Origin of the sequence: Enterobacter sp. Sphag1F (assembly GCF_014193275.1) — a bacterium.
Lineage (GTDB): Bacteria > Pseudomonadota > Gammaproteobacteria > Enterobacterales > Enterobacteriaceae > Pantoea > Pantoea symbiotica.
In genome coordinates this window covers 1,049,135-1,062,089 of the sequence record NZ_JACHZD010000002.1, presented here as the reverse complement: position 1 = coordinate 1,062,089, position 12,955 = coordinate 1,049,135, and the positions used below count along the sequence as shown (strand labels likewise).

The window sequence follows — 12,955 nt, the reverse complement described above, 5'->3', positions numbered from 1 at the left end:
TACCAGACTTGTCTCTTTTTTAAGCATTAAATGGTGCGAAGTTCTAATGCTTTTAAGGTTGATTTAATCCTGAGAAGTTGCGTTAAAAAAAGACATCTTTAACGAAAAGTGAGAATTAGCGTTATGAAACAACTGTTATCACCTCTTTTGGCACCCTTTTTAGAGGTGTCTCGCTAATGAATGGCTGCGGTTAGGTAAAATTCTGATTAAAACGAATGGCTGATTTGCTTTATATTTAGCGCGCCATTTGGCTAATTATTAAAAACCCATAATATTTCAGAGGTCATTTTGAGTCATTCTGTCCAGGGACAAAACGAAGACATTCTGAAAATCGTCGGCCGCGCCGTGTTAACGCTGCATGTGCATGGAGAAACCTTATCCTCGGATAAAGTGAGTTCCATGATTGCCTGTTATGCGGAAGAAGAGCCTGTCAGTGACGATGAAAACCAGCGGCTGTACGCGCTGGCGATTCAGATGCTTTCGTAAAATCCAGCACTCATCGGGTGTGCGCATGCCGCCCTGTTTATGTCGTACGTAAAGCCTCCTTGCGGAGGCTTTTTTGTTGGTGCGGGTTTAAGACGGTCGCCATGTAAATGGTGCGTGCATTGAGACGGTCGCCATGAATGGCGACCCTACGAGTGAAGTCAGGCGCTGAATACGGGCAATCCGCGGTGGAAGGTGGCGCGTACCGGGGAGATGCGGGCGACGGCTTCGGCGGAGCAGCTGGCATCGACCAGCATCATGCTGGCTTCATCGTCGACCTTCGGCCATTGGCGTTCGCCCTGATTCGACAGCGGCAAAATCCCGCCGGTGGCGATATGCAGCGCGCGGCTTAAGCCGAACTCATCGGAACCGCGATACAGCTGCGCGTACAAGTTGGCTTTTTCCAGCATGCTGCCGGTGCCAAACGGTGACCAGTGATCGATCACGCTGTCGGTGCCGGTCATCACCGTGATGCCTGCCGCCTGCAACTGCGGCAGCGGCATGGTCAGTTTGCCAATCGGTATGGTCGAGGCCACGCTCATCTGCTGCTCGGCCATGCCGGCAATCATCTGATCCAGCGCTTTGCCTTCCAGCGTGCCAAGCGCAAAACCGTGGCTTAGTGTCACTTTGCCCTTCAGCTGCGGGTTTTTCGCGATGGTATCGATCATGTACTGAATCGCCGTCACGCCGGATGGCGAGGTTTCATGCAGATGGATATCCACGCCGCGCTGGAAATCGAGGGCGATCTGGAACATTGCATCCAGCGACGCCTGCATTGCGCCATCCACGTTGGTGGGATCGAGTCCACCGACAAACTGCACGCCCATCTGCATCGCTTCACGCATCAGGCCATCGACCTTCGAGTGCAGTAAACCGTGCTGCGGGAAGGCAACGATTTCACACGGAAATTCCGGATGATTCGCCAGCGCCAGCTTGAGGTGCTCAAGGCTTTTCAGGCCGCTGACCGGATCGATATTGCAGTGGCTGCGCGCTTCGGTGGTGCCTTTGCTGTGCAGCAAACCAATGATCGCTTCGGCACGCGCCTGCGAGGTCGGCAGCAGTTGCGGGATCAGCACCTGTTCGCGCGCAATCATATCCATGATGGTTTTGCCCTGGCGCGGACGCGGTGCTTCCCACGGGCCACCGTAAAAGGTTTTGTCGAGATGGATATGCATGTCGCGGGTGCGCGGCAGCAGCAGGGCGCCGTTGGCGTCCCATTGTGGCAAGGCGGCGTTGCGCGCTTTGCCTGCGGCATCAATTGCCGCGAAAGTGCCGTCTTTGATAGTGATGTCGTACAGCGCGGTACGCGTGGCAATCACCTCTTTACCGTCGCGCTCAAAGCCCTCTTCGAGACGGACATTGAGCAGTTGATAATGGGCAACGCGCGGTGGCGGCGTGTGCGGCTGCGTGCTGTTGGCGAGCAGCGGTGAAGCGGGCGCAGCATAGCTGATGCCGGCGGCCAGCAGGCTACCGGCGGCGGTCAGGCTAAGGAATTCGCGACGGCTGGGAGAGGTCAGTTGCATCAGAGGTTCCATCAAATGAGAAACGCTTAATCTGGCAAAACTCAACGCAGCGCGCTGCGATATTTGCCACTGATTAGCAGTGGAAAAATCACTGCCATTGCAACTGGCAAAAGGTCACCAGCGCGGCGGCTAACGCCTGCTGCAGATCGTCCTGCGGCGCACGGCAAAACAGCGCCAGTTCAAAATGGTTGATGCTGGGTAAACCATCGGCTTCGCCTAATACGCGATGTTCAGGCAAGCGGCAGCTGGCGGGCAGCAGCGTTAAGCCTAATCCGGCAGCGCTGGCGCTGGCGAGCGCCACCAAACTGGAGCTGCTGTAGCTGATGCGCCAGCTGCGGCCAAGGCTATCCAGCGTCTGCGCCATCTCTTCGCGATACAAACCGAGCTGCGGGAATACCACCAGCGGCACCGGCGTTTGCTCAAAACAGGGATGTGCGGCGCTGTCCAGCCACAGCAGCGGTTCGGGGCGCGCAGCCAGCGGACGTTCGCCGCCCGGCTGCTTGATCAGCATGATATCCAGCTCCTCGCGCTGCCAGGCGCGATGCAGATCGACATACATGCCGCTCATCACATCAAGGCGCAGTTGCGGATGTTCGCGGCTAAATTCGGCCAGCAAACCGGCGGTCGGCGCGGCGAAATCTTCCGGCACGCCGAGGCGCAGCACGCCGTCACGCCATTTATCGCTCAGCACATCATGCGCTTCTCCGTTCAGCGCGATGATGCGGCGCGCATAGCCCAGCAGTTTCTCGCCCTCTTCAGTGAGCGCCACCTGATGCGACGTGCGCTGCAGCAGCGGTTTTCCAATCATCTCTTCCAGCCGACGCACCTGCTGGCTGACGGTGGATTGCGATAGATGCACACGATCGGCGGCGCGGGTAAAGCTGGCGGTTTCGCACACTGCGACAAAACTCAGCAGTTGCTGCGGGGTAAACATCGGCTGACGATTCATTTTTCCACTGGTCGTTATAGTGTTATTTCATTTCCAAATAGTAACCACTGCTGCGATGCTGACAACCTCTTTGCAGCAGGATTGTGTATGAATCGACATTATGACGGATTAACGCTCGGCGCTTTGGTGTTGGCTGGGCTGAATATGCGACCGTTACTCACTTCTATTAGTCCATTACTCGGCCAGCTTCGCCAGACGATGGGACTCTCTTCACTGGCGGCCTCGCTGCTGCCTGCGGTACCGATGGTGATGATGGGCGCGGTCGCGCTGCTGAGCGCTTCGCTGATGCAGCGTGTGCCGCTGCAACGCTTACTGCTGGCCGGATTGACGCTGCTGCTGCTGGCGCTGGCGGCGCGTGGCGTGATCCACAGCGGCAGTTGGCTGGTGGTTAGCGCCTTGTTTGGCGGGCTCGGCGTGGGCGTGGTGCAGATGGCGATGCCGGGCCTGATTCGACAGCGCTTTGTGCAGCGCAGCGCGCCAGTCACCGGATTGTGGGCAGGCGCGTTGATGGGCGGCGGCGGTTTGGGGGCGGCGTTATCGCCGTGGCTCAGCGATCATTTTGGCTGGTCGCTGGCGCTGACCGGCTGGGCGCTGCCGGTGCTGCTGGCGATTGGATTATGGTTGTATGTGCGCGTGCCAACCGCTGCCAGCACGGAAAAGGTTGCGCTGCCGTCGTTGTGGCGCACGCCGCGCGCCTGGACGCTGGCGATCAGTTTTGGCCTGGTGAACGGCGGTTACGCCACCTGCGTTGCCTGGCTGCCGGATGCTTATCATCATCTTGGCTGGTCGGCGCAGGCTGGCGGGTCGCTGCTTGGCGCGATGATTCTGTGCCAGGTTGCGGGTGCGCTGCTGATGCCGCTGCTGGCACGCAAGGCGGATCGGCGTCCGCAGCTGATTATCAGTTTGGTTTGCCAGCTGATCGGTATGAGCGGTTTTCTGTTTGCCCCGCTGTTCGCGCCGTGGTTATGGGCGGCGATTGCCGGATTTGGACTGGGCGCGGCCTTCCCGCTAGCGATGGTGCTGGCGCTCGATCACCTGCCGCATCCGCAGGCCGGGGCGCGGCTGGTGGCGTTTATGCAGGGTGCAGGCTTTATCATCGCAGGCAGCATGCCGTTTATCGCCGGTCAGCTGCAGGCGTTGACCCACAGTTTCTCCAGCGTCTGGCTGATGCAAACGGCGGTGACGGTTGGGCTGATCTTGCTGAATCTGCGCTTTCATCCACGCAGTTATGGTCGGGCCTTTGGTCGAACTACGGTGTAATTGGTCCTACCGCATTGCGCGATTGTGGCCGCGTCGTCACATAACATGAAAAATCTCGCCTGTTTCGTTGCATAGAAATAACAAAGCATTAACCATTCTCCTCCACGAAGCCCGCCGCGCTGCATTTTGGTCCTACCAATTCAGCGTGACGGGCGTGCTTCACACAGGATAATGCGATGACGGAAAACACGCTGCGGGCGCGGCTCTGCGCCTGGATCACAGAGCACCAGCTGGAGCCGGGCATGCGCTTGCCGTCCGAACGCGCGCTGGCGGCGGAGTTTGGTTCGTCGCGCTCGTCACTGCGCGAGGCGATCCAGCAACTGATCAGCAGCGGCGTGTTAATCAGTAAACGCGGCGGCGGCACCTGGCTGCGCCAGCCCCAGCAGCCGTGGTCGGAACAGCGCATCGTTGAGCCGATTCGCCAGCTGCTGGCGGAGGATCCCGATTATCGTTATGACATCCTTGAAGCGCGCCACGCGATAGAAGCCAGCACCGCGTGGCATGCGGCGTTGCGCGCCACCGAATCGGATAAAGAGAAACTGAGCTTCGCTTTTGATGCATTGCTGAAGATAAAGCAAAGTGACGATGCCGATCTCGCGGCGCAGGCCGATCTGCGTTTTCATCTCGCCATCGCCGAAGCCTCGCATAACGTGGTGCTGCTGCAGACCATGCGCGGCTTTTTCGATCTGCTGCAATCTTCGGTGCTGCACAGCCGCCAGCGCATGTATACCCAACCGGTGATTTTCAATCGTCTTAACGAACAGCATCAGGCGATATTTGATGCGGTGATGTCCGGTGACGCGGAAGCGGCGCGCCAGGCAGCGATGGATCACCTCGGTTTTGTTCACACCACCATGAAAACCCTGCATGAAGATGAGGCGCGCCAGGCGCGCATTACGCGTCTGCCGGGCCACCAATGACCTCAGCACAAGGAAAATAAGGGATGATCATTTCTGCTGCCAGTGACTATCGCGCCGCGGCGCAACGCATCTTGCCACCGTTCTTGTTTCACTATCTGGATGGCGGCGCTTACGCCGAGCACACGCTAAAGCGCAATGTCGCCGATCTCTCCGACGTGGCGCTGCGTCAGCGCGTGTTGAAAAACATGTCGGAGTTGAGTCTTGAGACTAAACTGTTCAACGAAACTCTATCGATGCCGGTGGCATTAGCGCCGGTCGGCTTGTGCGGCATGTATGCGCGACGTGGCGAAGTGCAGGCGGCGCGCGCGGCGGCGCTGAAAGGGATTCCGTTTACGCTCTCCACCGTGTCGGTTTGCCCAATCGAAGAAGTCGCACCTGCAATTAATCGTCCGATGTGGTTCCAGCTTTACGTGCTGCGCGATCGCGGCTTTATGCGCAATGCGCTGGAGCGTGCCAAAGCCGCTGGCTGTACCACGCTGGTGTTCACCGTCGATATGCCGACGCCGGGCGCACGTTATCGAGATGCGCACTCCGGCATGAGCGGCCCAAATGCGCCGCTGCGTCGTTACTGGCAGGCGGCAACGCATCCGCAATGGGCGTGGGACGTCGGTTTACATGGCCGTCCGCACGATCTCGGCAATATCTCCACCTATCTCGGCAAACCGACCGGGCTGGAAGATTACATCGGCTGGCTGGCGAACAACTTCGATCCGTCGATTTCCTGGAAAGATCTGGAGTGGATTCGTGAATTCTGGGATGGCCCGATGGTGATCAAAGGCATTCTTGATGCGGAAGATGCGCGCGATGCGGTGCGTTTTGGTGCCGATGGCATTGTGGTGTCGAATCACGGCGGGCGTCAGCTGGATGGCGTGCTGTCGTCGGCGCGCGCGTTGCCGGCAATTGCCGATGCGGTAAAAGGCGATATCACTATTCTCGCCGACAGCGGCATTCGCAGCGGGTTGGACGTGGTGCGCATGATCGCCCTCGGCGCTGACAGCGTGCTGCTGGGACGCGCGTTTGTCTATGCGCTGGCAACGCACGGTCAGCGCGGCGTTGAAAATTTGCTCAATCTGATTGAGAAAGAGATGAAAGTGGCGATGACGCTGACCGGCGCGAAATCGATCAAAGAGATTACCCAGGCTTCGCTGGTGCAGGCTAACGCGCTGTTGAGCGAGGCGGGCTTGAGTCCGGCACGTCCTCGCGCGGTGAGCTAATCCAGCAGAATGAGTCATGTTGTCTATACTCAGTACCTGTCGAACACAACAGGAGGAATGACATGACCATTCATAAGAAAGGATCGGCCCATTGGGAAGGCGACATTAAAGGCAAAGGTACGGTAAGTACCGAAAGCGGCGTGTTGAGCAATCAACCCTACGGTTTCAATACCCGCTTTGAAGGCGAAAAGGGCACCAATCCGGAAGAGCTGATTGGTGCCGCGCATGCCGCTTGCTTCTCCATGGCGTTGTCATTGATGTTGGGCAATGAAGGGCATCCGCCAACAAGCATTGATACCACCGCTGATGTGTCGCTGGATAAAAAGGGCGACGGTTTTGCCATTACCAAAATCGCGCTGACCAGCGCCATCGTGTTACCCGGCATTGAGCAGGCGAAGTTTGATGAGATTATCCAGAAAGCCAAAGCGGGCTGCCCGGTATCTCAGGTACTGAATGCTGAAATCACGCTCGACTACACGCTGAATAAATAATCGCCCAAATGGGTGACCAGCGTTAGAATCAACGATGCGCCTTAGGGCGCATCGTTGCTTTCTGTCGTCTGGAGGATGCGTGGCAAAAAAACTGGCTGCAACCAAACACTGGAAAATGATCGTGGTGCTGTTGTGCATCTGCGGTGCGCTGATGCTGATTCGCTGGGCGGCGATGATATGGGGATGAAAGAGTGGATCAGCAGTCACAAGCTTGGCGTGTTGGTGATGGTGATTTTGGTACTGGAGTTACTGCATTATCTGCTCACGGCGTCGTGGTTCCCATGGCAGATCGGCTAATCAATCAGGCGAATTCACCGTCTGTCTGGCGTACGTTACGCACACTGCTGCGCGCAATGCGATAGGCCTTGCGTGGATCGCCCGCCACGAACTCAAAAGTAGGCGAGAAATAGAATGGCAGCCAGCCGCCGAAGCCGCTCTCCCATTCCCAACGTACGGGGCAGGGCCAGAGAATGCCATCATACAAAATGTAGTAAACCCAGCGTCCGTTTGGACGACGGGGGCGAGATGTTTTCATTGGATTCACAACGGTGATAGTGAAAAGCAGCTTATATTTTGAACGCTACAACCCATTCTTGCAATGCCGTTTGGCTAATATTTGCGCGACTGTAATAAAACTGGCACCGAATTAACGGTGCACTTCGCCACAAAGTAAGACCACGTTTGGCCGGACTTTATGGATGCGGTCGGCCATTTGCTCACAGGCCACTTTGGTCGGATAGATACGCTCTGAAACCGGTAAGGCATCACAGGCATCATGCCCACACGCGCTCACTAACAAAACAAAACCAATCAGCATAATCAGACTCCTTTAACACCTTCTCGCTGGTACGGAATGTGTGGCTGGTCGTTCCCTTTTTTGATCCAGTATAGCTAAACGCCTTGAGAGTCAATTATCACCCTGAGCGGCTTTCGTGTCCGGCTTGTAAGATTATACGCATCGCGGCGCGCAACCGTAGCTCAATCTGGGCTAAACTATGCGGCCCTGATAAAAACGATGAGTGAATTAACATGTCGAACGAAATTGCCCAGCCAGCCAGCAACCCAAAACAAGCCGCCTTGCAGCTGGTGATTGAACTGGTGCGCGCCGGAAAACTGAGCCCGCTGCAAGGTGATGCTTCTAACATGATTTCGATCTACGAGCAGTTCAAAAACCATTTCGAAGCGGAACAAGCGTAATTTTTTTGCCAGCGGTCGCCATGAATGGCGACCCTACGCGGGCTCATCTGCGTGGGTGCGATCGTACTCTTCCTGCGCACGTTCCAGTGATGGACCATGCTCCAGCGCCCAGTCATACAGCGCGATAAACGGTTGTTGCAGCGTCTGCGCCAGCGGCGTCAGGCTGTATTCCACACCGATTGGCGCTGTGTTTAACACTTCACGATTCACCAGCCCATTGCGCTCCAGCCGCTTTAACGCATCCGCCAACGCTTTGTGGGTGATGCCATCCAACCGACGACGAATCTCGTTAAAACGCGACGGCTTAGTACAAAGCACGGTGAGAATTAAAATCGACCATTTATTGGTGATGTGCTCCAGCACCGGCCGGGTTTTTCCTACATCTCTCAAGCTGTTACCTTCGATCTCCGCCATGGCGATATACTCCGCGATATCTGGTATAAACAAAGTGCGTAATTGTTATTAAGTATAAAATACATACCATTGACTTTCTACCCAAACAGGAGAGAGCAGATGAGCAGACTGGATAACAAAGTGGCGGTGGTGCTGGGCGGCGCAAAGGGAATTGGTCTGGCAATCAGCCAGCGTTTCGCTAGTGAAGGCGCGACTACCTGGTTTACTTCGCGCCGCGATGAAGAGTTACAGGCCGCCAGCAGCAGCATCACCGGCAACGCGCATCCGCTGCGTGCCGATGTGAGCCAACAGAGTGAACTAACGCGCATTATCGAGACGATCAGGTGCGAATCCGGCCAGCTGGATGTGTTGGTGATCAACGCTGGCATGGCGGAGTACGCCACCATTGATGAGATTAGCGCTGAGCATTTTGATCAAATCTTCGGCCTCAATGTGCGCTCGCCGGTGTTTGCCCTGCAGGCAGCATTGCCGCTGCTGAAGCCCGGCGCCAGCGTGGTATTGATTGGTTCGATTGCCGATGTGATTGGCACCCAGGGTTACGGCGTTTACAGCGCCAGCAAAGCCGCGCTGCGATCCTTTGCCCGCACCTGGACGCGCGAGCTCTCTGCACGCGGCATCCGTATAAACGTGGTGGCGCCCGGCCCGATCGATACCGATATGATGCAGGCGGCTTCTGAAGAGGTGCGCAACGGCATTACCAGCACCATCCCGCTCAGCAGAATGGGCAAACCCGAAGAAGTGGCCAACGTCGCGCTGTTCCTCGCCAGTGACGAGAGCAGCTACATTGCAGGCGCAGAAATCTGTGTGGATGGCGGTTTGACGCAGGTGTGAGGATCGTGCACGGCCATCTTCGGATGGCTGTTTTGCTTGATCAGGCGAAATACCAGGCGGGCAGGATAGCGATCAGGTTATTCAGCGTGTGCAGGAAAATCGGCAGCGCCAGGCTGTTACTGCGCAGACGCGCATAACACAGCAGCAGGGAAAACAGCGTTAAGGCGACCAGCGTTTCCCAGTGCACATATTGAGTGTGCATCACGGCGAACAGCAGGGAAGTGAGCAGCATGCAGGCAAAACGACTTCTCGGTGCCCACAGCAGAAAACCTTGCAGTAAAAATCCGCGGAACAGCACTTCTTCAAACACCGGCGCCAGCAATACAGCGGTGAGCAGCAGAATCAGCATCGAGCTGCGTCCCTGCTGCGATTGCGCAATCAGCCAGCCTTCCGGTTGCAGAAACTGCGTCTGCGCCACCATCAATGCAAACAGTAAACCGATAAACAGCAGCGCCTGCATTGGGCGCACATACCCCAGCGGAATGTCGCTGCGACGCTGGCAGTAAAAACGGTACAGCGGATAGATCACCGCAAACTCCACCAGGCAAAGCACCGGCATCAGCAAGCCGTTGGTGCGCAGCATCCCGTAATTGGGAAACAGCGTAACCAACATGGTCACAAGGTAATAGACCACAAAGCTACCAACGTAAAACAGCGTCAACGTAACTTTGTCGGATTGGGTGTCCATAGGCGACTCAGCGAGCAGAGGAGAGCGCATAGTAGCAACGCCGATCATCGCTGTCGAGGTGGCGTGCTGCACATTTGCGCTGCTCAAATATTCCACCAACAAGACTAAATCTGCGGCACTCCGGGCCGATAACCTTTCAAACCCTTACAGGGTGGAGATGTGCGCAGTCTGCGTTGTCATCCGCCTTTTTTGCTGCCTGTATTTCGCGAGCATTGCGCATGAATTCTGAGTTTCACCGGCACGCGGCACTGGCCGCCAGGGCCAACATGGAAGCACACACGGTACGGGTAACGCGGCGCAGCCTGCGCACCTTGTCCTCGCTGCTGTTTGGCGTGCTGCTTCTCTCGGTAGTGATGGTGCTGGTTATCGCCCATCGACAAAATATCGACGCCATCCAGCAGGATGCCAATTTGCTGCGTCAGGCGTGGCAGCAACAGCAGCAGGAGATGATCGTCGATGCGCGCGATTATGCAAACTGGGGCGAAGGCTGGAAAAACCTGCATCTGACGGTCAACAAGGTTTGGGCGTGGGACGAAGAGAACTTTGGTCCGGGGCTCTACAAGGAGTATCACTACGATGGCGTGTTCGTGGTGGATGGCAAGGGAAAAACCCGTTACGCGGTGATTCGCGGCAAATTATCCGATGTCACGTTAGAAAGCTGGTTAGGTGCACAAAGTGACCTTTTAGTGAGCACGGCACGTACGCTGCATGATGCCGTGGCACGCAATGCCAAGGTGGAGAACCATCCGGCCATTTTGGTAGCCGCGCCGATTACGCCGGGCAAAGTGCCGGATTTGCCCACTATTCCCGGCCCCGCTTCGGTGATGGTGTTCGTTAACATTTTTAGCCCAGACAAACTGCAAGCGTTGGGCAAATCCCTGAATGTGATTGAGCCGCGTATCGCCAGCGGTTTAAACGATGCGCTGTTTGAACCTCGGCTGGTGGAGCCGGTGCTGCAGGGCGAACCGCTGGTGCTGCGCTGGCAGCCAAAAAATCCAGGCTTCGGCGTGATCTGGCTGATGATGCCGCTGCTGCTGTTCACCGCGCTGGCGGTGGCGCTGGTGACGCGTCGCGTGCTGCGTCATGCGCTGCATAATGCGGTGATCTCCGATCGGCGCTTTGAAATGCTAGCGATCAGTCAGCGTGAATTAGCCAACAGCGAAGAGCGTTTTCGCGATCTGGCTGAAGCAGCCTCGGACTGGATCTGGGAAATCGACGATCAGGGCCGTCTCTGCTATCTCTCCTCACGCTTTGCGGCGGTTACCGGCCATGAAGTGAAAAGCTGGATGGGGCGTCCGCTCGATCAACTGCTCAGCCATCCCAGCCATTCACTGGTCTCGTGGCTGATGCGTCAGGGCGAAGAGGTGCAGCACGTGCCGCTGCGCTGCCAGTTTATGTCGGCGAATGGCGAGCGACGCATTGGGCAGTTAATGGCGAAAGCCATTCGGCGTAACGGCCTGCGCTCGGGATTTCGCGGCACGGTATCGGATATCACCCACGAAGTGGATGCTGAAGCGCGCATTCAGTTTCTATCACGTCATGACATGCTGACTGGCCTCGCGAACCGTATGCAGCTGCAGGAGTATTTAACTGCGTATCTGGAGAGCGTTAGCGAGGATGATCCGCTGTTTGTCATCAGTTTCGATCTCGATCAGTTCAAACCGATCAACGATACGTGGGGCCACGCGGTCGGCGATGAAGTGCTGAATGAGATCTCAAAACGGCTGAAAAGCCTGCTGGCGCCGAATGAACTGGCGGCCCGACTCGGCGGTGATGCCTTTATTTTGCTGCTGCGCGAAAGCACGCGCGCTGGCGTTGAATATCGCTGCCGTGCGCTGCAGCGCATGGTGCATCAACCGATCATCAGCGGCTCGCATCAGATCAGCCTTACCGCCAGCATGGGTATCGTTTCGGCACCGCAGGATGCAGCGCATCCGGAAGCGCTGTTACGCCTGGCCGATATTGCGCTGGCTCAGGCGCGCAGTGCCGGACGCGATCAGTGGGTGTGGTACTCCAGCGATATGGCCAACCATCTGCAGTCAAAACGCGACATGGTGCAGGCGATCGAAGCAGCGCTGCACAATCACGCCTTCACGCTGCATTATCAGCCGCGCTATCAGCTACAAAGTGGGCAATTGGCCGGTGCGGAAGCGCTGATTCGCTGGCAGATAGCCGACGATCAATGGATCACGCCCGATCGCTTTATTCCGTTAGCAGAAGAGAACGGCCTGATTGCGGCGATCAGCGATTGGGTGCTGATGCGTGCTTGCGTGGACGCCCGCGACTGGGGCGAGCAGCGCTATGTTTCCGTCAACATTTCGCCGGTTGAGTTTCGTAATAACGATCTGGTGCAGCGCGTGGCGCATGCGCTGGAGGTGAGTGGATTACCGGCCACGCGGCTGGAACTGGAGATCACTGAAAACGTCACTTTTGAAAATCCGGATCGTGCACTGGAGATCATGCAAGGCCTGCGCGCGCTTGGCGTGCGGCTGACGGTGGATGATTTTGGTACCGGTTATGCGGCGTTGGGTTATCTGAAAACCTTCCCGTTCAACGGTCTGAAGATCGATCGTTCATGGATGAAGGAGTTCCCGGAATCGCAGCAGGCGCAATCGGTAGTCGCGGGGATTGTCGGCCTGGCACGCGCGTTTGCGCTGACCATTACCGCAGAAGGGATTGAAACCGAAGCACAGCTGAAAGAGCTAAAAGCGCTGTCGTGCGAGGAAGGGCAGGGATATTTCCTTGGCCGACCCATGCCGCTGGCGGCGTTTAATGCGCGGTTGCAGGAAGAGGAAACCGTCAATTAATTTTGCACACATTGTAGCGGCGCAATTCATTGCGCGATAAATCGCGCCGCTACGAAATGTGCGGTGGCTTATTAACGCACTCTGATCGCAACAAACGTCATCAGCGCCGCAAAGCCAACAAAAATCACCAGTTCCATAACGCCTCCTAACTAAGAAAATTCTTAGTTAATTGTAGTGT

At 56.7% G+C, this 12,955-nt stretch carries 15 protein-coding genes; 9 read left to right on the top strand and 6 right to left on the bottom strand.

The genetic code is table 11. From position 1 onward, the window contains the following. Positions 1–288 precede the first annotated feature (288 nt). Positions 289–486, top strand: a complete 198-nt coding sequence (locus tag FHW71_RS10505) for a hypothetical protein (protein ID WP_008105993.1) — start codon at positions 289–291, stop codon at positions 484–486. Positions 487–644: 158 nt separating this feature from the next. On the opposite strand, the gene FHW71_RS10500 is transcribed toward FHW71_RS10505, so the two are convergent. After that, the gene (locus tag FHW71_RS10500) at positions 645–2,006 is read right to left on the bottom strand and encodes an amidohydrolase family protein (protein ID WP_179451743.1); all 1,362 of its coding nucleotides are present in this window, start codon (positions 2,004–2,006) and stop codon (positions 645–647) included. Between the two features lie 88 nt (positions 2,007–2,094). After that, a complete protein-coding gene (locus FHW71_RS10495; protein WP_008105998.1) occupies positions 2,095–2,955 on the bottom strand; it encodes a LysR family transcriptional regulator in 861 nt (286 codons plus the stop codon). A gap of 87 nt (positions 2,956–3,042) precedes the next feature. On the opposite strand from FHW71_RS10495, the gene FHW71_RS10490 reads away from it, so the two are divergent. From FHW71_RS10490 to yniD, 5 genes are all read left to right on the top strand, one after another. Continuing rightward, positions 3,043–4,215 (top strand): cyanate transporter, encoded by a 1,173-nt coding sequence (locus FHW71_RS10490; protein ID WP_179451742.1) that lies wholly within the window; start codon positions 3,043–3,045, stop codon positions 4,213–4,215. A gap of 176 nt (positions 4,216–4,391) precedes the next feature. Continuing rightward, entirely contained in the window at positions 4,392–5,135 is a 744-nt protein-coding gene (gene lldR / locus FHW71_RS10485; RefSeq protein WP_179451741.1) for a transcriptional regulator LldR, read from the top strand. Positions 5,136–5,158: 23 nt separating this feature from the next. Beyond that, positions 5,159–6,349 (top strand): FMN-dependent L-lactate dehydrogenase LldD, encoded by a 1,191-nt coding sequence (gene lldD / locus FHW71_RS10480; RefSeq protein ID WP_008106005.1) that lies wholly within the window; start codon positions 5,159–5,161, stop codon positions 6,347–6,349. A 62-nt stretch (positions 6,350–6,411) separates the two neighbouring features. Continuing rightward, positions 6,412–6,840: an OsmC family protein gene (locus FHW71_RS10475; protein ID WP_061717507.1), complete on the top strand. Its 429-nt coding sequence runs from the start codon at positions 6,412–6,414 to the stop codon at positions 6,838–6,840. 79 nt (positions 6,841–6,919) lie between these two features. After that, complete coding sequence (gene yniD, locus FHW71_RS24015) at positions 6,920–7,027, top strand: small membrane protein YniD (protein ID WP_021507251.1); 108 nt, start codon at positions 6,920–6,922, stop codon at positions 7,025–7,027. A 114-nt stretch (positions 7,028–7,141) separates the two neighbouring features. Here yniD and FHW71_RS10470 read toward each other — a convergent pair whose 3' ends face one another. Both FHW71_RS10470 and FHW71_RS10465 read right to left on the bottom strand, forming a co-directional pair. Beyond that, complete coding sequence (locus FHW71_RS10470) at positions 7,142–7,375, bottom strand: hypothetical protein (protein WP_008106011.1); 234 nt, start codon at positions 7,373–7,375, stop codon at positions 7,142–7,144. A 111-nt stretch (positions 7,376–7,486) separates the two neighbouring features. Beyond that, a complete protein-coding gene (locus tag FHW71_RS10465; protein ID WP_007887091.1) occupies positions 7,487–7,657 on the bottom strand; it encodes a hypothetical protein in 171 nt (56 codons plus the stop codon). A 212-nt stretch (positions 7,658–7,869) separates the two neighbouring features. On the opposite strand from FHW71_RS10465, the gene FHW71_RS10460 reads away from it, so the two are divergent. Next, positions 7,870–8,037, top strand: a complete 168-nt coding sequence (locus FHW71_RS10460) for a hypothetical protein (RefSeq protein WP_179451740.1) — start codon at positions 7,870–7,872, stop codon at positions 8,035–8,037. A gap of 33 nt (positions 8,038–8,070) precedes the next feature. Here FHW71_RS10460 and FHW71_RS10455 read toward each other — a convergent pair whose 3' ends face one another. Continuing rightward, positions 8,071–8,451, bottom strand: a complete 381-nt coding sequence (locus FHW71_RS10455; RefSeq protein WP_179451739.1) for a helix-turn-helix domain-containing protein — start codon at positions 8,449–8,451, stop codon at positions 8,071–8,073. A gap of 99 nt (positions 8,452–8,550) precedes the next feature. On the opposite strand from FHW71_RS10455, the gene FHW71_RS10450 reads away from it, so the two are divergent. Then, the gene (locus FHW71_RS10450; protein WP_179451738.1) at positions 8,551–9,282 is read left to right on the top strand and encodes an SDR family oxidoreductase; all 732 of its coding nucleotides are present in this window, start codon (positions 8,551–8,553) and stop codon (positions 9,280–9,282) included. 40 nt (positions 9,283–9,322) lie between these two features. On the opposite strand, the gene FHW71_RS10445 is transcribed toward FHW71_RS10450, so the two are convergent. Next, positions 9,323–9,970, bottom strand: coding sequence for a CPBP family intramembrane glutamic endopeptidase (locus FHW71_RS10445; RefSeq protein ID WP_008106020.1), 648 nt, complete (start codon positions 9,968–9,970; stop codon positions 9,323–9,325). A gap of 218 nt (positions 9,971–10,188) precedes the next feature. Here FHW71_RS10445 and FHW71_RS10440 point away from each other — a divergent pair, with 218 nt between their 5' ends. Continuing rightward, positions 10,189–12,777: an EAL domain-containing protein gene (locus tag FHW71_RS10440; RefSeq protein ID WP_179451737.1), complete on the top strand. Its 2,589-nt coding sequence runs from the start codon at positions 10,189–10,191 to the stop codon at positions 12,775–12,777. Positions 12,778–12,955: the final 178 nt, after the last annotated feature.

Bases quoted from the DNA above. Each gene is read 5' to 3' on its own strand.
- FHW71_RS10445 (WP_008106020.1), bottom strand. From the start codon at position 9,970: ATGGACACCCAATCCGACAAAGTTACGTTGACGCTGTTTTACGTTGGT.
- FHW71_RS10500 (WP_179451743.1), bottom strand. From the start codon at position 2,006: ATGCAACTGACCTCTCCCAGCCGTCGCGAATTCCTTAGCCTGACCGCC.
- lldR (WP_179451741.1), top strand. From the start codon at position 4,392: ATGACGGAAAACACGCTGCGGGCGCGGCTCTGCGCCTGGATCACAGAG.
- FHW71_RS10495 (WP_008105998.1), bottom strand. From the start codon at position 2,955: ATGAATCGTCAGCCGATGTTTACCCCGCAGCAACTGCTGAGTTTTGTC.
- FHW71_RS10490 (WP_179451742.1), top strand. From the start codon at position 3,043: ATGAATCGACATTATGACGGATTAACGCTCGGCGCTTTGGTGTTGGCT.
- FHW71_RS10465 (WP_007887091.1), bottom strand. From the start codon at position 7,657: ATGCTGATTGGTTTTGTTTTGTTAGTGAGCGCGTGTGGGCATGATGCC.
- FHW71_RS10455 (WP_179451739.1), bottom strand. From the start codon at position 8,451: ATGGCGGAGATCGAAGGTAACAGCTTGAGAGATGTAGGAAAAACCCGG.
- FHW71_RS10440 (WP_179451737.1), top strand. From the start codon at position 10,189: ATGAATTCTGAGTTTCACCGGCACGCGGCACTGGCCGCCAGGGCCAAC.
- FHW71_RS10475 (WP_061717507.1), top strand. From the start codon at position 6,412: ATGACCATTCATAAGAAAGGATCGGCCCATTGGGAAGGCGACATTAAA.
- FHW71_RS10450 (WP_179451738.1), top strand. From the start codon at position 8,551: ATGAGCAGACTGGATAACAAAGTGGCGGTGGTGCTGGGCGGCGCAAAG.
- lldD (WP_008106005.1), top strand. From the start codon at position 5,159: ATGATCATTTCTGCTGCCAGTGACTATCGCGCCGCGGCGCAACGCATC.
- FHW71_RS10460 (WP_179451740.1), top strand. From the start codon at position 7,870: ATGTCGAACGAAATTGCCCAGCCAGCCAGCAACCCAAAACAAGCCGCC.
- FHW71_RS10470 (WP_008106011.1), bottom strand. From the start codon at position 7,375: ATGAAAACATCTCGCCCCCGTCGTCCAAACGGACGCTGGGTTTACTAC.